The organism is Azospirillum argentinense, assembly GCF_000632475.1.
In the GTDB taxonomy this organism is placed as follows: domain Bacteria; phylum Pseudomonadota; class Alphaproteobacteria; order Azospirillales; family Azospirillaceae; genus Azospirillum; species Azospirillum baldaniorum.
In genome coordinates this window covers 2,474,948-2,493,143 of record NZ_CP007793.1, presented here as the reverse complement: position 1 = coordinate 2,493,143, position 18,196 = coordinate 2,474,948, and the positions used below count along the sequence as shown (strand labels likewise).

Genomic DNA, 18,196 nt, shown 5'->3' with positions numbered 1-18,196 from the left:
GTCGCGCCCCGGTGGGTTTCCAGTCATGGAGAAGCGTCCATAGCCAGGATACCGTCCGAAGCCGCTCCGACCCGCGATGGACCGCGGGTAAACCGGGAGATCACGGCTCGCTCGATCCGTCTCGTCGGTGCCGACGGCGAGATGGTGGGCGTCGTTTCGCTGCGCGATGCGCTGCTGGCCGCTGAGGATGCGGGTCTCGACCTCGTCGAGATCGCCCCTCAGGCAGAGCCTCCTGTCTGCAAGATCCTCGACTATGGCAAGTACAAGTACGAGGCGCAGAAGAAGGCTGCCGAGGCGCGCAAGAAGCAGAAGATCATCGAGGTGAAGGAGATCAAGCTCCGACCCAACATCGATGACAACGATTACGACGTGAAGATGCGCTCGGCCCGACGTTTCCTTGAGGAAGGCGACAAGGTCAAGGTGACCATGCGCTTCCGCGGGCGCGAGATGGCGCACCAGGATCTTGGCATGAACGTGCTGGTCCGCGTGCGCAACGAGCTGGACGAGTTGGCAAAGGTCGAACAGATGCCGAAGCTCGAAGGCCGCCAGATGGTCATGGTCCTGGCGCCAAGATAAGGCGCCGAGGTGACCCTTCGGTGCGAAGGCCCGACCGCCTTCGGCAGAGCACACGCATCCCAAAAAGGCCCGCCGGTTCCGGCGGGCTTTTTTGTTGGGCGGCGGGACCGTTGCGCCGCTTCGCAATTACGGGGTAGCGGCATTGCGGAAGCGGGGCGGCGCGCCGACGTGAGGCTCATCCCGCCTCCAACATCCGGCCTATGCCCCGACCACCCCTGTTCCGCCGCGCCGCCCTGGCTTTGACGCTCGCGCTGCCGCTGCTGTCCGGCCTGTCCGCGCCGCCCCCCGCCCAGGCGATGGATCTGTTCGGGGACGAGTTCCGCACCGTCGACGATGTGCTGGCGTACAACCGCGGCCACGGCGTGCGCTTCCTCGACCGGCAGGGCCGCTTCATCGGCTCCATCGGCGAGACGTACGGCGACACGCTGACCCTGGAGAAGCTGCCGAAGCACCTGATCCAGGCGCTGATCGCCAAGGAGGACCGGCGCTATCTGGAGCATGACGGCATCGACTTCCAAGGTCTGGCCCGCGCCCTGGCCGTGGCGGTGACCTCCGGCCGTTTCAGCCAGGGCGGCAGCACGCTGACCCAGCAGACGATGAAGCTGATCTTCCTCAACCGCTACAACCGTTGGTCCCGCAAGGCGTACGAGCTGTACAGCGCCAGCGATTTCGAGGAACAGCTCGGCAAGAAGAACGTCCTGTATCTGTACCTCAACCGCGCCTATTTCGGTTTCGGCGCGTACGGGGTGGACGCCGCCGCCCGCGTCTTCTTCGGCAAGCCGGCGGGCAAGCTGTCGCTGAAGGAGTCGGCGATGCTCGTCGGCGCGCTGCCCGCCCCCTCCCGCCTGAACCCTTTTGCCGATCTGGAGAAGGCGGAGGCCAAGGCCGCCCTGGTGCTCGACGCCATGGCCGACGCCGGCTTCATCACCGAACGCACGGCGGAGCAGACCAAGCGCCAGCGCCCGATGCTGGCCGCGGCCAACAAGGCGGCGGTGCTGTCCACCGGTCATTTCCGCGAGACGGCCAAGGCCCGCTTCGACCGTTTTGCCGCCGACCGCTACGGCGGCGATCTTCCAGGGCCGACCTTCACCGCGCGCACAACGCTCGACCGCGACCTTCAGGCCGCCGCCCTGCGCAGCGTGGAAACCACCCTGAAGCGCCACGCCAAGAGTCTGGGCGACGCGGAAGTCGCCCTGGTGGCGCTGGACGGCGATGGGGCGATTTTGGCGATGATCGGCGGGCGCGACGCGGCGGCCCGGCGCGACCACTTCAACCGCGCGCTCCAGGCCCGCCGCCAGCCCGGCTCGGCCTTCAAGCTGTTCGTCTTCCTGGCGGCGCTGGAGCGCGGGCTGACCCCGGACTCCCGCGTCGACGGCTCGCGCATGGAGTTCACGGACGGGCGGGCCATCCGCAATTTCGACAACCGCTACCCGTCCTCGGTGACGCTGGCCGACGCCTTCACCCATTCCACCAACACGGCCTCGGCCAGGCTGACCCGCGGCCATGCGGAGGAGATCGCCGCCGCCGCCCGCCGCCTCGGCGTCGAGTCGCCGTTGGAGCCGGATCTCGGCCTTGCGCTGGGAGTCAGCGAGGTGTCGCTGCTGGAGATCACCCAGGCCTACGCGGTGGTCGCCAACGGCGGCAGCAAGGTCAGCGGCCATCTGTTCCAGCGCATCGGCGATCCCGCCGGGCGGACGATCTACAGCTACACCCCGCCGAAAGCGGACCGGGTGATCGACCCGCAGGCCGCCGCCACCCTGAAGGCGATGCTGGGCGAGGTGATGCGGGACGGCACCGGCAGGACGGCCCGCCTGCCGGAAGCGCTCGCCAAGCGTGGGGCGGGCGGCAAGACCGGCACCACCAACGATTACCGGGACGCCTGGTTCATCGGCTTCGCCGACGGCGTGGCCGGGCGCGGGCTGACGGTGGGGGTGTGGGTCGGCAACGATGGCAACACGCCCATGAAGGGGGTGACCGGCGGCTCCGTCCCGGCGGAAATCTGGCGCCGTTTCATGGTCGAGGCGGCCCGGGTGAAGGGTTAGCGACCCTTCGCCCCGGCGAGCAGGGAGGCCCCGACGAAGCCCAACGCCCGCCCGTTCCGCCCGACCTCATACCAGGACCCGAAGGCGGCCATCACGGTGACCGTCTCCCCCCGCTCCAGGACGTCCGCCACCTTGGCGTCGCAGAAGGGGGCGACACGCAGGTTCGCGGCGGCGCGGACGCGCACCCGCGTCCCCACGGCGATGGCCGGGCGGCGCGTATCGGCGCTGCGTTCCTCGGCGATGGGACCGGGCAGGGCGCAGCCGCGATCCTCCTTCGATGCCTTGGCGTAGCCGCCTTTGAAACGGTTTGCCGGCGCGCTTTCCGCGACCGTCGCGGGGGCCGGGCCGGAGGGCTTGCGGGTCGGCAGCGGGGCGGCAAGGGTATCGGAGGTGGTGGGCACCGGGGGCTCCGCCGTGGGAGCGGCGGCGGTGGCCGGTTCCGCCGCTGTCAATGGCTCGGTCAGCACCGGCAACGGAAGCAACGGCGCCAAGCCCTGCGCAGTTGCCTTTCCCGTCTGGCCCAACGGAGTCAGCCGGGGCAGAACGGCGGTCGGCGGCGGGCGCGGCGTGAAGGTCGGCTCGGCCTCGTCCGCCCGCGCCGAGGGGGTGCCGAACAACGCCAGCAAGGCGAGGAGGGAAAGGGCGAGCCGGCGCATCCGCCGCCTCAATCCACGGTGACGCGGGCGATGAGCGCGGGCAGGGTCTGGCAGCGGAACAGCCCGTCCAAGGTCTGCTGCTCGGTCAGGCGCAGCGACAAGGCGCAGCCGTAGGCGTTCACCGTCAGGGTGGTCTGTGCCAGCGCGCCAACGGCGGCGGAAGGCTTGGCGATGCTGTAGCCTGGGGCCCCCAGCCGTCCGGCGAGTGCGCCGTTGACCGGGTTGACGGAGTCGATCTCCAGCGTCAGCGGCCCCAGATTGTTCAGCACCGTTTCCGAATGCGGGTCCTCCTTCGTCGCGTAGAGCTGCACCGGCACCGCCTTGCGGCGGGCGATCCAGTCCTTCAGCGCCAGATTGCCCAGCACCGGGTCGCGGCTCTGCAGCGCTGCCTCCAGGGCGATCTGGCGCAGCGACGGGTCGTTGCCGCCCAGCGCCGCCTCATAGGCGGCGATCCGCGCCGGGCGGTCGGCGCCCTGAATCCGGGCGCGCAGCTCGGCGATCCGCGCGGCGCGGGCGTCCTCCTGCCGCCGTTCGGCGGCGGCGCGCTCCTCTTCGGCCTTGGTTGCAGCGGCCTGCCGGGCGAGCAGGTCCTCCTCGCGGCGGCGGCGGGCGTCCTCCTCGGCGCCGCGGGCCTCGGCGTCGCGGGCGATCTGGTCGCGCAGGCGGTTGGCCTCGGCGGAACCGGCCAGCACCGGACGGCCGGGAAGCTCCTCCAGCGGCTGGCCGATGCCCTCCAGCACCTCCGGGTTGCGCAACTCGATGCGCGCGCTCCAGCCATTGGGGCCGAGCGTGGCGAGCGCGGTGGCGGTGAGTGTCTTCTCCAACCCAGCCTCGGCGACGGGGCGGATGAAGGTCACGGCGCCGTCGCGGCTTTCCACCGCGTAGGTCGGCTTGGCCAGCCGCAGCTTGACCGCGATCCGGACGGCGGTCCGCGACTCGACGGTTTTCGCGGCGGCCTTGCCGTCGGGTGCCGGGACGGGAATCGGGTTCGCCGTCATCTCCTCGACGGTCCAGAGGGGTGGGACGAGGCGCGACACCTCGGCGCGGATGCGGTCGATGGGCAACTCGGCCGCGCGGGCGGTCGGAACGGGAGCCAACCCGGGCGCCAGCCCGGCCATCAGCGTCACCGCGATCCCCCACGCCGCCGGTCGCACCATTGCTCGTTCTCCACCGGAAGTGACCACTACAGCTTGTGCCGGTTCATTCAGGCACTGGTACAGCGAAGCCGCCAACGAAGGGAAGCGGCTTTTGCCCGAGCCGGCGCCGCGCGGTGGCTGGAACGGTGAACCCGGGGCCGGGATCGCGACCCCCGGTCGAAATTGGCTTTGTGCCCACACGCCGCTTGCAATATCATCATACAAGTGAATGTATGTTCGCCGGAAACGCGAGCGCCTTTCCGCAACGGCAGGGGACCAAGGGCAACAATATGGCGGACAGACAGGGGAACAAGGAAGGGCCGGTCCTGGTCTGTCGCAATGTCAAGGTTTCCGGTCGACGCACCAGTCTTCGAATGGAGCCCTACATTTGGGACTCCTTGAAGGAAATCTGCGAGCGTGAGGGGCTGACGCTCAACGATATCTGCACCCAGATCGATCAAAGGCGCGGGGAAGCGAATTTGACCGCCTCCATCCGGGTCTTCATCGTCAGCTATTTCCGCAACGCCATCGGAAGCCGCGGCTTCTCCGAAGACGGGCCGTCCAGCATTCTGCGCAAGGCCATGGACGACGCCATCCCGCCCTTCGACTGAACAAAGGGACGGGCCTCCGTCCGTCCTACCAGCGCAGGCTGGGCAAGGCGTAGGTCGGCTGATGGCCGGACGCGGCGGCGGCGGCAGCCAGCTTGGCCGGGTCCACCGCCTCACCCCAGGCGCCACCCAGCTCCTCCCGATGAATGCCGAAGGTGACCAGCGCCACGTCGATCCGGGCGGCGTTGGCGCCGGCCACGTCGGTGCGCAGGCTGTCGCCCACCGCCAGGATGCGCCGCTTGTCCTTGATGCCCATCAGCGACAGGCAGCGGTCATAGACCGGGGCGTGCGGCTTGCCGTGCCAGAACACGTCGCCGCCCATCGCCTCGTAGCGCTGGGCCAGGGTGCCGGCGCAGATGACCATCTGCTCGCCGACCATCACGATCAGGTCGGGGTTGGCGCAGACCATCGGCAGGTTGTGGCGGCGGCAGGCCTCCAGTGCCGGCTCGTAGACCGACAGCGACTCCCCGAAGTCGACGATGCCGGTGTTCACGACGAAATCGGCCTCGTCCGGCGACGCCGCGAGCGTGTAGTCCAGCCCCTCATACACGTCCATGTCGCGGTCGGGGCCGATGTGGTACAGGCGCCGGCCCAGAGCGGCGTGCCACGGGTCGTCGCGGTCGCGCAGCGCGTCGTAGGCGGCCTCGCCCGAGGTCATGACGTGATGGTAGCGCTCCCGCCCGATCCCCATGCCGTCCAGCTTGGCGATGACGCCGCCGGTGCGGCGCGGCGCGTTGGACAGCAGGCAGATCACCTTGCCCGCCGTGCGCAGGCGGTCCAAGCACTCCGGCACGCCGGGATAGGGCCGCTCGCCGTCGTGCAGAACGCCCCACAGGTCAAGGATGACCCCGTCGTAACGGTCGATGACGGGGGCGATTCCGGAAAGCTGGACGATGTCGGTCATGAGGTCCGGTGGTGTGACGGGCGGGAAAGGGGTAGTAGCTCAGCGGCCTTGCTGGGCGCGCTTGGGCTCGGCGAGAAGCTCCGCATAGACGGCCAGCGTGTCGGCGCACATGCGCTGCTTGGTGTAGCGCTCGGCGACGAAGGCGCGGGCGCGGGCGCCGATGGCGTCGCGCTGCTCCGTCGTCAGCGACAGCGCCTCGTCCAGCGCCTTGGCCAGCGCGTCGGGATCGGCGGGCGGCACCACCCAGGCGGTCTCGCCGGGAATCACCGTTTCCTGATAGGCGCCGATGGCGGAGACGATCACCGGGCGGCCCATGGCCTGAGCCTCGGCGATCACCCGCCCGAAGGCTTCCGGCTCCTGCGAGGCGGAGACGACGACGGTGGACAGCCGGTAGGCGGCGGCCATGTCGTTGCAATGGTCGGTCATCTTGACCACGCCCTCCAGCCCGGCGCGGCGCACCTGCTCCTCCAACTCCTGCCGGTAACCGGTGCGGCCCTGGTCGGACCCGACGAGCAGCGCGCAGACGTCCTTGCGCCCCAGTTTCGCCAGCGCGTCGATCAGCACCGTCTGGCCCTTCCAGCGGGTCAGGCGGCCGGGCAGCAGGATCACCGGCTTGTCGTCGGGCAGCCGCCATTTCTGGGCGAGCTGGATCATGCGGGCGGAGCTGACCCGCTCCGGTGCGAAGGACAGCGGGTCGATGCCGCGGTGAATGGTGCGGATGACCGCCGGATCGACCGCGTAGTTCTCCAGGATGTGGCGGCGGATGAAATCGGAGATCGCGATGATCCGCTCGCCCCGCGCCATCACCGAATTGTACCAGCGCTTCAGCCCGTTCTTGTAATTGTACGGGGCGTGGAAGGTAGTCATGTAGCGCGCGCCGGTCGCTTGGCAGGCCAGCCAGGCGCTCCAGGCCGGGGCGCGGGACCGGGCGTGCACGATGTCCACGCCGTTCTCGCGGATGATCGCCTCCAGCTTGCGCGCGTTGCGGCGGATGACCAGCGGGTTCTTGGAGGCCAGCGGCAGGGTGATGTGGCGGATGCCGGCGCGGTCCAGCTCCGCCGCCATCGGCCCGCCTTCGGACGCCACCAGCGGCAGCGCGCCGGCTTGGGCCAGGGCCAGCGCCACGTCGATGCAGCCGCGCTCGGCCCCGCCGGTGACCAGCGCCGGCAGCACCTGGAGAACGACGGGCCGGCGCCCGCCCGCCGCGAAGGCGCCCTTCGCGAAGGCGCCGGCCGGGTTGCGCGGGTCCTCGCCGGTGCTAAGCTGGGATTCGACGTCCATAGTCACAGATTCCTAAAGTCCTGGCCCACAGAGGTGTCCGATATGACCGAACCCGCAGCCGGCCCCGTCCCGTCGCCGGGCGGCGCGCACCATAGCCTGAAGCGCGGCGCCGCGACCATAGCCTATCGTCACACCCCTGGGCGCGACCCGGAAGGGCTGGCCCCCGGCGTGATGTTCCTCGGCGGCTTCATGTCGGACATGACCGGCACCAAGGCGCTGGCCCTGGAGGAATGGGCGGCGGGCGAGGGGGTGTCCTTCACCCGTTTCGACTATCAGGGGCACGGCGCCTCCAGCGGGCGGTTCGACGAGGGCACCATCGGGCTGTGGGCCGACGACGCGCTGGCCGTCCTGGACCGTGTCACGGTGGGACCGCAGATCCTCGTCGGCTCCTCGATGGGCGGCTGGATGATGCTGCTGACCGCGCTGCGCCGTCCGGAGCGGGTGGCCGGCTTGGTCGGCATCGCCGCCGCCCCGGACTTCACCGAGGACCTGATGTGGGACCTCTTCGACGAGTCCGTCCGCCGCGAGATCCTGGAGACGGGCCGCTGGCTGCGCCCGTCCGACTACGGGCCGGAGCCGCAGCCGATCACCCGCGCCCTGATCGAGGACGGGCGCAACCACCTGCTGCTGCGCCAGCCGATCGCCTTCGACAAGCCGGTGCGCCTGCTGCACGGCATGGCCGACCCCGACGTGCCCTGGCAGGTCAGCCTGACCCTGGCCGACCGTCTGAGCAGCGCGGACGTGCGGGTGACGCTGGTGAAGGACGGCGACCATCGCCTGTCGCGCAACCAGGACATCGACCTGCTGTGCCGCACGGTGGCCGATCTGGTCCGCGGTCTCGGTTGAGGAGAGCGAGGCGTCGATCCGCCCAGCGGACCATCCAGAAGGCGGTGCAAGATTTTTCCCAAAAAGTGATTTCAGGGGCTTGCGCACCGCCTTCGGGCTGGATATAAACGCGGCCTCTGCGGAGGGGTGGCCGAGTGGTCGAAGGCGCACGCCTGGAAAGTGTGTATACCCCAAAAGGGTATCGAGGGTTCGAATCCCTCTCCCTCCGCCAGTTTTTCCTGCTGACTTTGCTGTGGCGTCAGCAGAAGTGAGATACCGCCGTACTTCCGGGCGGTTAGCCTTATACTTTCCCAGACATCGACCCTGTAATGGGCCATAAGCCGCGCTGTTTGGCCGGTCTGTGCCCGCTTTTCTCCGCCGGTCCGTGACCGACTTCCCTTTCGGGCGCGAAAGGTTACTCGCCTGCCATGGCGCTGTCTGCCGGTTTGGGGAAGCTCCACGCATGGCCGGAACCGTCGCGTTCCCGCCAAGACCACGATCGCCCGACAGCGCCGCCCAAGGTTTGGCTGAGTGACGCTGACGAAAGAGCGCGGCGCCCCGAGGGGGCGCCGCGCTCTTTCCCGGATCGGGATATGATCAGCGGGAAGGGAAGCCGAGGAGCCGGCGCTGCTCGTTCCAGGCCAGCGGGATGTCGGTTTCCAGCATCGTGCCCAGGGTCAGACGGCGCGGCTGCTCCCCGCGCAGGATGGCGTCGACGAGGTCAGGGGCGAGAAAGGCCAGCCTCAGGATCTGGCGGATGTAGGCCTTGGTGCAGCCGGCTTCGGTGGCCAGATCCGACACCGACGCCACCTGCCCCGAGGCGAGTCGCCGGCACCAGCGATGCGCCCGGGCCAGCGCCTTGACCAGCGCCTCGTCGACACGCGGCCGGGCGGTCAGGTCCTGGCCGTCGGGACCGACGATCACCCGCCGGCCGCCCCACGTCTTCAGGCGGACGGGGATTTCCAAGATTCGTTCATCCACGTCCCCGATCAGGCTCTCGCCCCTCTGCATCAGGCGCAGCGCATTCCCCGGATCGACGCCGTCGCCATGCGGCAGCGTGATCCGGACCCGCTCCGCGCCCACCTCGATGCGCCGCACCAGGACGGCCAGCCGGCGGGCCTTCTCATGCACCGCCAGCCGTTCCCAGTCCCGTCGCCCGGCACCGGCCATGAGCGCACAGAGCCGATCCTCCACCAGCTGTTCGATGGCCGGGGCCGACACCCGGGTCAGCGTGCCGGCCGTCTCCGGACGGTGCTGCAGGAGCGCCTGGCTGGTGTAGTAGCGGTAGCGCCGTCCCTTCTTGAGGCAATGCGACGGGCTCATGATGTTGCCGCGGTCGTCGACGATCAGGCCGGTCAGCAGCGGCCGGCCGGCGGCGCGGGGGCGGTTCTCCCGCTCGACCCGGTTGGCCTCCAGGATCGCCTGCACCCGGTCCCAGAGCTGCTGCGGCACGATCGCCGCGTGCTCGCCGGGGTAGGGGGTGCCCTTGTGCACCGCCTCACCGAGGTAGACGCGGTTGCGCAGCAGCTTGTACAGGTTGCCGCGGCCGTACGGGCCGCCGCCGCGCGTTCCCCCGGCCTGGGTGGTCCAGCGCTTGCTGGTGATGCCGCGCGTACGGAGGTCGGCAACCAGCTGTTTCACCGAGCGGAGGTCGCCGTAGCGCTCGAAGATCAGGCGGACCCGCTCCGCCTCCTCGTCGTTCACCACCAGCTTGCGGTCGCGGACGTCGTAGCCGAGCGGCGGCGTGCCGCCCATCCACATCCCCTTGCGGCGGGAGGCGGCGACCTTGTCGCGGATGCGCTCGCCGGTGACCTCGCGCTCGAACTGGGCGAAGGAGAGCAGCACGTTGAGGGTGAGCCGGCCCATCGAGGAGGTGGTGTTGAAGTGCTGCGTCACCGAGACGAAGGAAGCGCCCTGGGCATCGAAAATCTCGACGATGCGGGCGAAATCGGCGAGCGAGCGGGTGAGCCGGTCGACCTTGTAGACGATCACCACGTCGATGCGCCCCTGGCCGAGGTCGGCGAGCAGGCGCTGCAGGCCGGGGCGCTCCATGGAGCCGCCGGAGAAGCCGCCGTCGTCGTAGGACGGACCGGTGAGCCGCCAGCCCTCGTGCGCCTGGCTGGCGATGTAGGCGGCGCAGGCCTCGCGCTGGGCGTCGAGCGAGTTGAAGGACTGTTCCAACCCCTCGTCGGAGGATTTGCGCGTGTAGATGGCGCAGCGGACGGTCGGGGGCCGTGTCATGCCGGCCGGTCCTTGCCGCGGTCCAGCCGCAGCCCGAAGAACTTCGGCCCCGACCAGGCGGTGCCGGTGATGCGCCGGGCGATGGGGGAGAGGCTGGTGAAGCGCTCGCCCTGATGCTCGAAGCCGTCCTCGAGCACGCGGACCTGATGATGGACGCCGCGCCACTCGCGGCTGAGCACGGTCCCGGGGCTGAGGGACAGGGTGGGAGCCGGGCGGTGATCGGGGTTGCGCTCGAAGGTGCCGGCGAGTCGCGTCAGCCGCCGCCGCGTCTCGGCGGTGAGCCCGCCATGGACCTTTTCCTGAAGCTCCCAGGCGATGAGCCCGGCGAGGATCTCCCGGCTCCGGCACGCCGGGGCGGGGCGTCCGAGCCGGCGCCCCCACTCCAGACGGAGGTCGTCGAGGCTCAAGGTGCGGAGGGCGTCGATGATCGCCTCAAGGTCATCGGGCATGTTGGCGGTGGGACGGTGCGCCATGGGCTGATCCTCAACCGGCATCGACAATGCGATACACGCGGCCGGCGTCGGTCCGGATCGATTCGATCGTAAGCCCGAGCCTCTTCCTGAGGGCGCCGGAGATGGCGCCACGCACGGTGTGCTTCTGCCAGCCGGTGGCGGCAACGATCTCGTCGAGGCTGGCGCCTTGTTCGCGGCGGAGCAGGACGATCACCTGCGCCTGCTTGGAGATGGCCGGGGTGCTGTCGTCAGCGGGGGGTGGCGTGGGCTCCAGCTTCTGGAGGCCGGTCCAGAGGCCGTGGACCGCACTTGCCCGGGTTTTGAAGCGTTTGGACAGCACCCCGGGAAGGGCATTCCATAGAGCGGTCAGGCGGGGCAGGGAGAGGCCACTGGCGGCAAGCTCCTCTTCCGAGCGGATCAGCAGGGCATCGGCTGGAAGGCCACGGGTGGTGGTATGCGCAGTGACGGTATCGTCATGGATGAGGTAGACGGGCATGGCTGTGGATCCTCGGTCGGTGGTGAGCGGTTCATCGCCTTGGACCCACAGTCACGCTCTCTTGGCGGTTGCCAGCCACTCCTTTCAGGAAGCTTCCATTGCTTTCTTCCGCCGGGTTCGAGCATTTCCGAAGGACAGCGCCCGTTCTTCTTTCTGCGGATTTGACAAAGAAAGGTTAGCCATCGTCCTCGGTGTCAATATTTCCGCGGTACTTGGCTTGATGTTGGTCGACCCGCTTCTCCCATTCCTCTTCGGTGAGCGGCCCGGGAACAACAAGCACGCCGGTTGGTCCCGACGCGGAGGAGGAAGCCGTTTTGGTTTCCAGCTTCAGAATAGCCTCGAATGCTCTGGTATCCCCTTTCATCGCCTTATGCGTCTGGGCCAGCAGCATTGCTTCTCCCTTGGACACTGTTCTCATTGCACCGTCTTCGCGGAGGGTGATCGTTTCCTCGAGGATTCCGGCAAGCAGTGCGCCCAGGTTCTTGCTTTTCCTCGGTCGTCCCTTGGGGTTTCCCGACTTGCCGGGCTGGAACTGGTGCGACGGGGGCGGCTTCTTGTAACCGACCTTGTAATCACCAGTCATAGCTGTCCTCCCGGATTTCGGTCGGCCCGGTCACGGATGCGCGCTGCTTTCCGACGTCCGCATGGCTGTGCCCGGCCCCGGCGAGGCGAGCCGCTTCGCCGCTCTCCCGCTGCCAGCGATCGATGGCGGTGTCGACGTAGCGGGGATCCAGTTCGATGGCGTAGCCCTGCCGGTCGGTGCGGTGGGCGGCGATCAGCGTCGTGCCGCTCCCCGCGAAGGCATCAAGAACAATCCCGCCCCGCCTGGAGCAGTCCTTGATCGCGTCCGCGACCAGGGCAACCGGCTTGACCGTGGGATGCATCCGCAATTCGTCGAGCCGGTCGGGCTTCAGTGTGTTGACGCCCGGGTAGTCCCAGACGTTGGTGCGATAGCGGCCATGCTGCCCCAGTTCGAAATTGTTGATGTGAGGCGCCCGGCCGTTCTTGAAGACGAAGACCAGCTCGTGCTTGGAGCGGTAGAAGGTTCCCATGCCGCCGTTGTCCTTGTTCCAGACACAGACGTTCTTCAGTTCGGCGTAGACGGCGCGTCCGGCGGTCGACAGCTCGTGGAGGTGACGCCAGTCCATGCACACGTAGTGGATCGAGCCGTCCGCGCTGTGATCGGCGAGGTTCCGCAGCACCATGGTGAGGAAAGCAGTGAACTCGGCCTCGGACATCTCGCCGGAGGCCATGGCGAACTCCTGGTGGCGGACGCTGCCGGCGCCGCAGACGTGCCCGGTGATCGGCACGTTGTAGGGGGGATCGGTGAAGATCATCTGCGCCGTCCGACCGTCCATGAGACGGGCGAAGGCGGCCGGATCACGGGCGTCCCCACACAGGAGACGGTGCGGGCCAAGCAGCCACAGATCGCCGGGCCGCGATACCGGTGGTGCCGTGAAATCCGGTTCCGGCACTTGGTCAGCCGTGGCGGCTTCGTCCGATCCCACGCCATCGAGCAGGATTTCGACGTCACCAACCTCGAAGCCGGTGAGGGTGAGATCGAAGCTGATGTCCAGTTCGGTGATGTACTTCAATTCAAGAGCCAGGAGGTCGCGGTCCCAGCCGGCGTTTTCGGCGAGCTTGTTGTCGGCGATGATGTAGGCGCGCCTCTGCGCCTCGGTCATCTCCTCCAGACGGATGGCCGGTACAGTCGGGAGGCCGAGCAGCTTGGCGGCGGCGACGCGGCCATGTCCGGCGATAATCCGATCCTGGCGGTCGAGGAGGATCGGGTTGGTGAAGCCGAACGCCCCGATGCTGTCGGCAATCTGCCGGATCTGCCTCGGGGAGTGGGTGCGCGCATTGCGGTCGTGCGGCTGAAGCGCGGCGACGCTGCGGTATTCGATGTGGAGTTCGGCCACGACGTGGCTCCCGTGTTGAGCGGGGACACGCCGAACATGAAAATGGCGTGACCCGCGATGGCTTTCGCCGTGTCCACCGGAATCCCGGTTCCGACACGGGCCCATCGGGCGTCGCGCCCTCACTGTTGGAGCTACCACAGGCGGCTTCGGATCGCCCTCGCCGCCGGCCCTCGCTCCAGGCAACACTCTTGTGCCATGGACGGGCGCCGGACGGCAGGGGGCTTGTTCTAACGTTTTCCCGGACCGTGTCCCGACGTCAGCTTTCCACACCGGTGCGGTCCAGGTGGTCGATGAGGCGTTCGGCCACCTCGCGCATGTCCTGGCAGCGGTAGGGGGTGTAGCGGTCTTTCGATGCGCTGTTCGGACTGGGGGTGATCGCCAGCTTCTCGGCCTTGCGCATCGACACGGCCGGCAACTCGGCCATGGGGATCAGCCAGGCGCGTTGCACGCTTCCCTGCTGCATGTCGAGCAGCACGGCCAGGAGGAACATGTCCGGCCCGTCCCGGAACGTGCTGGTGCGTACATCGAACTGCACATAGCCAAGAGTTTCCTGGGCTTTTGCGACTCGTCCCTTCACCTGGATCGTCACCGAGCGGCCGGAAACCTTGTCATGCAGGAGGAGGTCGACGCCGCCATCGTCGGCGAGCGGCGCGAAGGGGGAGAGGCGGCCGGACGAGGCCAGCATGAGCTGCGCCCCGACGATATTTTCGCCAATCCTACCAATCTGCGTGGTGCTGAGTGCCAGTGCCATAGGATCCTTCCCCGTGTGGTTGGCGGAGCCGGCTTCGGGAAATACGAAGTCGGCTTGGTCGGACATGCATTTCCCGAAGTCAGCGCCATGGTCAAGTCCCAAATCCGAAGTTCAACTCGGGTTATGGAAGAGGCGCTGAAACGACAGATTGGGGTGGCAGTTCGCGGGGCGCGCAAGCGGGCCGGGCTGACCCAGGAGGAACTCGCCGGTCGGGTCGGCAAGTCGACGGAGGCGGTGTCGAACATCGAGCGCGGGCGGGCGCTGCCGACGCTGACAACGCTCATGGAACTCGCGCGTGCACTGGATGAACCGTTGCCCCGCCTTGTGGCAGACGTACCGGTCGGCACTCCAAAGGCGATGAAGCGGCTGACTTTGGAACTGCAGTTGCGATCGCTTGCAGATCAGTTGGATGATCGAGTGCTAGAGGTTGCGGTTCGGCAAGTGTCAGCTTTAGTGGATTTGCGGCGTTGAATATTGGGAAAGAAAAGAATATCATTAATATTGTCATGAGGGACGAGGGTTGGTTTTGAAGTTCTGTGGAACCTGCGTGTCGGTTGCGGCACTCTAAAGCCTTTTGATTTATCAGGGATGCTTTCACGACCTAGAGCGGATTCCGATCATTCTGGTTCGTAGATGGCGGCGGTGAAGAAGGCTCAACTATCGCTTTGCGTCACGTTGTCGATGGCACCGCCACCGTGGGCACAGCTGCGATCACGGCGATCAAGGAAAACCTCACCGCCGCGCAGGAGACGCTGACGGGCTTGGCGCCTCATCTCAAAGTGGCCAAGTGGGCGCTGCTCGCGGTGACGCTCACCGGTGTCGGCGTGATGGTGTGGGCGAGGATCGAGGACCGGCGGCGAGGGGTGCGGTGATTTCATGCCAGTTTTGGGGCAAGGCCGGCGAAGCGACTTATCGCCCGCACGCTCGTCGCCTGGAAGACCACCAAGGTCACCCTCATCGAAGGCCGGATTGGCACCCTGGAACGCGCCGTCGACAACGACATCACCAGCCGCCGCATGGTGGCAGTTATCTATTTATGTCATGTTTCCGCCAGCCCGGCACGTGGGCGGTCATCAACGCCTTGAACATTTTTCCGTGCGTCGGGAATCTCAGGTGAAGCAACTCATGCACGATGACGTAGTCCTGAAAGCTGTCGTCCTGTTCCATAAGATCCAATGCCAAGGTGACAATCCCGGAGGATGAGCAGGAACCCCACTTCCGCCTCATTTCCTGTACCCGGATGATCTTCGGGTTCACGCGTAGCCGGAGCGCCCATGCCATGACGCGGGACTTGAGGTTTTGTACTGGATAGGGAGGTGTTCTTCTTGCCCGCAGTCGTTGCCCTTCTGCGGCATTGGCCTTCATCACTCGGCCTCCGCCAGAAGCTGCTTCACGATCAGGTCCACCACGCGGGCACGTCCCTCCTGGGACAATGCAAGAAGTGGCTTGTACAAGGCCGCTCGGAATCGGCGCTGCTCATCGGAGTTGACGGTAGCGTTGGGGAATCGGGTCAGCACAATTTCGACTTCCTGCGCCAGCCCTTGGACGGAAATGCCGGCGGCCTTCAATTCGGCGTCGTCCTTCAACGACCAGAAGATGCCGAAAGCGCACGCGGACAGGCCGCTTTCCTTGGCGGCCTTGACGGCTTCTTCCTTTTCCTTGGCCAGAACGGCAAGCTCGTCCATGGCGGCAAGGCCGGTGGCCTTGCGGTTTTCGAGATCCTTCAGGATGCGCTCCGCCCGATCCTTCAGGGATTGAAGAACAGGCGCCTTATCGGCTTCGTCCTCGATTTCCTTCTGCAGGCCGCGAACGAGGTTGAATACCTTGCCCTCGTCGGAGCCCGTCTCACCGCGCAATGACTCCAACGTCTTGACATCAAATGTCACGGTCTTGGTCAGCCGCCCAAGACCTTCTTGCACTGCGCTTTCTTCGACGAGCCGTTTGGTCTTGTAGGCGAGTTCCGCGACATAGCCGACCCGGTCGGCATAGGCGTTACGCACGGCGGCATAAAGCTGGGCGAGTTGCTTAAACGTCGAGATGTGATCGCGCAGTTCGGGGGATGGGGAAAGGATCTCCCACAGGGCTTCGACTTCCTTGTAGGCCTCGAAGAAGACTTTCCGTGGCTCGGGATTCAGGAACCGCCCATACACCATTTTCTCCAGTCGCTCGTCGGCACTGCCACCAGCATCTTGGTCGAAATAGTCGGCCTTGGCCTGTGCGATCTTGCCCAGGAAGTCCTTGAGCAGTAGGTCGAGGTCTTCGATCACCCCGTTGACGTCGGCGGAATCGAACTTGAGGGCCTTTTTCAATTCGCGCAGCACACCGACGAAATCGACGACTAGGCCAACCGGCTTTTGGATGCCGTTGGCGTCCACATAGGGGCGATTGACGCGAGCGATGGCCTGAAGCAGCACATGGTCCCGCATCGGCTTGTCGAGATACATGCAGTACAGCACCGGTGCATCGTAGCCGGTCAGCAGCTTGTCGGTGACGATCAGGATCTTCGGCTCTTCGGCCGGCTTCTTGAACATCAGGCGGACATCCGCCTCCCGTTCGTCGGAAAGCTGTACCTCGGCGACTATGGGGCGGTCCACGACATCGGCTGCATTCTCGGTGTAGACCGCCTCCGACCATTCCGGCGGCAGCAGTTTGTCCAACGCGCGCTTGTATTTTGCGCATGCCTCGCGGTTTACGCCGACCAGGAACGCCTTGTAGCCCAGCGGCAGCACTTTCTTCCTGAAATGCTCGGCGACGAAGGCTGCGACCTTCTCGACGCGGTCGTCGGCGGTGAGGAAGGTTCGCAGGCCGACGGCCCGCTCCAGCGCCTTGTTCAGTTCGTCGATGTCAGTGACGCCCTCGGCAGCGGCCAAGTCGAAGAATTCCTTGTCCAGCCGCTCGGCTGGCACGGTCATCTCGCTGGGGGCCATGGTGTGTCGGATGGGCAGGGTGGTTTCATCCTCGATGGATTCGCGGATCGAATACTTGTCGAGGTAGCCCTGCTCGTCGTCGGCGCCGAAGATCTTGAACGTGCCTTCCCCCTGCGCCGTCTTGGCGATGGGGGTGCCGGTGAAGCCGATGATGGTGGCATTGGGAACCGCTGCCATCATGTAGGTGCCGAGATCCTTTGCGACGGAACGGTGGGCCTCGTCGATGAATACGTAGATGTTGTCTCGGGTGTTGGCGTCCTTCTCGATGCCCTCGAACTTATGGATCATCGACAGGATCAGGCCACGTTTGTCGCTCTTGAGCAGATCCTGCACCTCGGACTTGGAGCCGGCGCGCCAGACCGGGATGTCCTGGCTCTGCATTTCCCCCAGCAGCTTCTCGACCCAGCCCTTGAGCTGGCCTTCAAGCTCGGTGCGGTCCACCACAAGAATGACGGTGGCGTTCCGGAACCGCTCTTTCTGCTCAAGGATCAGCCGGGCTGCCGTCAGCAGGGTGAAAGTCTTGCCCGATCCCTGAGTGTGCCAGACCAGTCCGCGCTTCTTGCTGGAGTCTTCGCAGCGGGCGATGATCTTATCGATGGCGCCCCTCTGGTGTTGGCGCAGCACCGATTTCCTGGTTTCGCCATCCTCGACATAGAACAGAATCCAGTGCTGGAGGGTGCGCAGGAAGTCGGTCGGTTCGAAGAACGACTGGACGGCGAATTTGTAGTTTTCCTGCGGCCGTTCCTTCCAGCGGGCCATGAACCGCCGCGAGGCGTTCCAGGTCACGCCATACCAATAATCGATCAGGTGGGTGACATTGAACAACTGCGGAGAGCCGATCAGTTCCGGCGTTTCCTTCTCGTACCGGCGCAGCTGGGTGACGCCCCGGTCGATGGCGCCGCCGTCCTTCGGGTTCTTGTGCTCGACGATGGTGACGGGAATGCCGTTAACGACGAACATCACATCCGCTCGATTGCCCTTGCGGGCTAGGGGCTTCAACTTCCATTCCCAGGTCACCTGGAAGGCGTTGTTGCCGGGATGCTGGAAATCGATGAGCTGGACGGGACGATGGCGCTTTTCGCCCTCGTCGTACCATTGCCGTTCGCCCCGCAGCCAGGACAGCATGCCCCAGTTGCCTTCGATGGTGGCGGGGATGGCCTCCAGATGCTCGACCACCTGCCGGACGGCATCTGTCGTCATCCATGGGTTGAATTCAGCGAGTTTGGCTTCCAACTCGTCCCGCAGCAGCATGCCGGCTTCGCCGCCACGCTTGGCCTTGGCCACATCCGGCGTAATCGGCGTCCAGCCGATTTCAACGGCGTGGGCGACCATGGGGAACTGGACGGTGCCCGCCTCGTTGATCTTGAGTTCAGACATGGTTC

18 protein-coding genes and 1 tRNA gene are annotated in these 18,196 nt (G+C 66.5%); 7 read left to right on the top strand and 12 right to left on the bottom strand.

The window, feature by feature from the left end:
- Positions 1–48 precede the first annotated feature (48 nt).
- Positions 49–576, top strand: coding sequence for a translation initiation factor IF-3 (infC, locus tag ABAZ39_RS11690; protein ID WP_038529535.1), 528 nt, complete (start codon positions 49–51; stop codon positions 574–576).
- A gap of 200 nt (positions 577–776) precedes the next feature.
- Positions 777–2,618: a transglycosylase domain-containing protein gene (locus ABAZ39_RS11685; protein ID WP_051657976.1), complete on the top strand. Its 1,842-nt coding sequence runs from the start codon at positions 777–779 to the stop codon at positions 2,616–2,618.
- Here the strand turns inward: ABAZ39_RS11685 and ABAZ39_RS11680 are convergent.
- Together ABAZ39_RS11680 and ABAZ39_RS11675 are read right to left on the bottom strand one after the other, a co-directional pair.
- On the bottom strand, positions 2,615–3,274 hold the full coding sequence (locus tag ABAZ39_RS11680) for an SH3 domain-containing protein (protein ID WP_038529533.1): 660 nt from the start codon (positions 3,272–3,274) through the stop codon (positions 2,615–2,617). The genes ABAZ39_RS11685 and ABAZ39_RS11680 overlap by 4 nt on opposite strands.
- An 8-nt stretch (positions 3,275–3,282) precedes the next feature.
- Positions 3,283–4,431: a hypothetical protein gene (locus ABAZ39_RS11675; protein ID WP_038529531.1), complete on the bottom strand. Its 1,149-nt coding sequence runs from the start codon at positions 4,429–4,431 to the stop codon at positions 3,283–3,285.
- 212 nt (positions 4,432–4,643) lie between these two features.
- On the opposite strand from ABAZ39_RS11675, the gene ABAZ39_RS11670 reads away from it, so the two are divergent.
- Entirely contained in the window at positions 4,644–5,021 is a 378-nt protein-coding gene (locus ABAZ39_RS11670; protein WP_247874600.1) for a ribbon-helix-helix domain-containing protein, read from the top strand.
- A gap of 25 nt (positions 5,022–5,046) precedes the next feature.
- On the opposite strand, the gene ABAZ39_RS11665 is transcribed toward ABAZ39_RS11670, so the two are convergent.
- Complete coding sequence (locus ABAZ39_RS11665) at positions 5,047–5,922, bottom strand: TIGR01459 family HAD-type hydrolase (protein WP_038529529.1); 876 nt, start codon at positions 5,920–5,922, stop codon at positions 5,047–5,049.
- Between the two features lie 39 nt (positions 5,923–5,961).
- The gene (locus ABAZ39_RS11660) at positions 5,962–7,203 is read right to left on the bottom strand and encodes a glycosyltransferase family 4 protein (RefSeq protein WP_038529527.1); all 1,242 of its coding nucleotides are present in this window, start codon (positions 7,201–7,203) and stop codon (positions 5,962–5,964) included.
- 42 nt (positions 7,204–7,245) lie between these two features.
- On the opposite strand from ABAZ39_RS11660, the gene ABAZ39_RS11655 reads away from it, so the two are divergent.
- Entirely contained in the window at positions 7,246–8,049 is an 804-nt protein-coding gene (locus ABAZ39_RS11655) for an alpha/beta hydrolase (RefSeq protein WP_038529525.1), read from the top strand.
- Between the two features lie 120 nt (positions 8,050–8,169).
- Positions 8,170–8,260, top strand: a tRNA-Ser gene (locus ABAZ39_RS11650).
- 365 nt (positions 8,261–8,625) lie between these two features.
- Here ABAZ39_RS11650 and ABAZ39_RS11645 read toward each other — a convergent pair.
- The 6 genes from ABAZ39_RS11645 to ABAZ39_RS11620 all read right to left on the bottom strand — a co-directional run bounded on the left by ABAZ39_RS11645 (position 8,626) and on the right by ABAZ39_RS11620 (position 13,953).
- Complete coding sequence (locus ABAZ39_RS11645) at positions 8,626–10,269, bottom strand: recombinase family protein (protein WP_038529523.1); 1,644 nt, start codon at positions 10,267–10,269, stop codon at positions 8,626–8,628.
- Positions 10,266–10,742 carry a DUF2924 domain-containing protein gene (locus ABAZ39_RS11640; protein WP_051657975.1) on the bottom strand — a complete coding sequence of 159 codons (477 nt, stop codon included), beginning with the start codon at positions 10,740–10,742 and terminating at the stop codon, positions 10,266–10,268. The genes ABAZ39_RS11645 and ABAZ39_RS11640 overlap by 4 nt, the downstream gene beginning before the upstream one ends.
- A 10-nt stretch (positions 10,743–10,752) precedes the next feature.
- Positions 10,753–11,217: a DUF3489 domain-containing protein gene (locus ABAZ39_RS34080; protein WP_081862984.1), complete on the bottom strand. Its 465-nt coding sequence runs from the start codon at positions 11,215–11,217 to the stop codon at positions 10,753–10,755.
- Positions 11,218–11,392: 175 nt separating this feature from the next.
- Positions 11,393–11,800, bottom strand: coding sequence for a DUF5681 domain-containing protein (locus ABAZ39_RS35560; RefSeq protein ID WP_144243522.1), 408 nt, complete (start codon positions 11,798–11,800; stop codon positions 11,393–11,395).
- Positions 11,790–13,136, bottom strand: coding sequence for a site-specific DNA-methyltransferase (locus tag ABAZ39_RS11625; RefSeq protein ID WP_051657974.1), 1,347 nt, complete (start codon positions 13,134–13,136; stop codon positions 11,790–11,792). Before ABAZ39_RS11625 ends, ABAZ39_RS35560 begins: the two co-directional genes overlap by 11 nt.
- Before the next feature lie 256 nt (positions 13,137–13,392).
- Positions 13,393–13,953, bottom strand: coding sequence for a DUF4365 domain-containing protein (locus ABAZ39_RS11620; protein ID WP_144243521.1), 561 nt, complete (start codon positions 13,951–13,953; stop codon positions 13,393–13,395).
- 21 nt (positions 13,954–13,974) lie between these two features.
- On the opposite strand from ABAZ39_RS11620, the gene ABAZ39_RS34075 reads away from it, so the two are divergent.
- Both ABAZ39_RS34075 and ABAZ39_RS11610 read left to right on the top strand, forming a co-directional pair.
- Entirely contained in the window at positions 13,975–14,358 is a 384-nt protein-coding gene (locus tag ABAZ39_RS34075) for a helix-turn-helix transcriptional regulator (RefSeq protein ID WP_247881579.1), read from the top strand.
- Between the two features lie 194 nt (positions 14,359–14,552).
- On the top strand, positions 14,553–14,759 hold the full coding sequence (locus ABAZ39_RS11610) for a hypothetical protein (RefSeq protein WP_038529515.1): 207 nt from the start codon (positions 14,553–14,555) through the stop codon (positions 14,757–14,759).
- A 154-nt stretch (positions 14,760–14,913) separates the two neighbouring features.
- Here ABAZ39_RS11610 and ABAZ39_RS11605 read toward each other — a convergent pair whose 3' ends face one another.
- The gene (locus ABAZ39_RS11605) at positions 14,914–15,252 is read right to left on the bottom strand and encodes a M48 metallopeptidase family protein (RefSeq protein ID WP_081862983.1); all 339 of its coding nucleotides are present in this window, start codon (positions 15,250–15,252) and stop codon (positions 14,914–14,916) included.
- Positions 15,252–18,191, bottom strand: a complete 2,940-nt coding sequence (locus ABAZ39_RS11600; protein ID WP_038529513.1) for a type I restriction endonuclease subunit R — start codon at positions 18,189–18,191, stop codon at positions 15,252–15,254. The genes ABAZ39_RS11605 and ABAZ39_RS11600 overlap by 1 nt, the downstream gene beginning before the upstream one ends.
- Between the last annotated feature and the right edge of the window lie 5 nt (positions 18,192–18,196).

Bases quoted from the DNA above. Each gene is read 5' to 3' on its own strand.
- ABAZ39_RS11665 (WP_038529529.1), bottom strand. From the start codon at position 5,922: ATGACCGACATCGTCCAGCTTTCCGGAATCGCCCCCGTCATCGACCGT.
- ABAZ39_RS11645 (WP_038529523.1), bottom strand. From the start codon at position 10,269: ATGACACGGCCCCCGACCGTCCGCTGCGCCATCTACACGCGCAAATCC.
- ABAZ39_RS34080 (WP_081862984.1), bottom strand. From the start codon at position 11,217: ATGCCCGTCTACCTCATCCATGACGATACCGTCACTGCGCATACCACC.
- ABAZ39_RS34075 (WP_247881579.1), top strand. From the start codon at position 13,975: ATGGTCAAGTCCCAAATCCGAAGTTCAACTCGGGTTATGGAAGAGGCG.
- ABAZ39_RS11660 (WP_038529527.1), bottom strand. From the start codon at position 7,203: ATGGACGTCGAATCCCAGCTTAGCACCGGCGAGGACCCGCGCAACCCG.
- ABAZ39_RS11685 (WP_051657976.1), top strand. From the start codon at position 777: ATGCCCCGACCACCCCTGTTCCGCCGCGCCGCCCTGGCTTTGACGCTC.
- ABAZ39_RS11675 (WP_038529531.1), bottom strand. From the start codon at position 4,431: ATGGTGCGACCGGCGGCGTGGGGGATCGCGGTGACGCTGATGGCCGGG.
- ABAZ39_RS11680 (WP_038529533.1), bottom strand. From the start codon at position 3,274: ATGCGCCGGCTCGCCCTTTCCCTCCTCGCCTTGCTGGCGTTGTTCGGC.
- ABAZ39_RS11640 (WP_051657975.1), bottom strand. From the start codon at position 10,742: ATGGCGCACCGTCCCACCGCCAACATGCCCGATGACCTTGAGGCGATC.
- ABAZ39_RS11605 (WP_081862983.1), bottom strand. From the start codon at position 15,252: ATGAAGGCCAATGCCGCAGAAGGGCAACGACTGCGGGCAAGAAGAACA.
- ABAZ39_RS11600 (WP_038529513.1), bottom strand. From the start codon at position 18,191: ATGTCTGAACTCAAGATCAACGAGGCGGGCACCGTCCAGTTCCCCATG.
- ABAZ39_RS35560 (WP_144243522.1), bottom strand. From the start codon at position 11,800: ATGACTGGTGATTACAAGGTCGGTTACAAGAAGCCGCCCCCGTCGCAC.
- ABAZ39_RS11620 (WP_144243521.1), bottom strand. From the start codon at position 13,953: ATGTCCGACCAAGCCGACTTCGTATTTCCCGAAGCCGGCTCCGCCAAC.
- ABAZ39_RS11670 (WP_247874600.1), top strand. From the start codon at position 4,644: ATGTTCGCCGGAAACGCGAGCGCCTTTCCGCAACGGCAGGGGACCAAG.
- ABAZ39_RS11655 (WP_038529525.1), top strand. From the start codon at position 7,246: ATGACCGAACCCGCAGCCGGCCCCGTCCCGTCGCCGGGCGGCGCGCAC.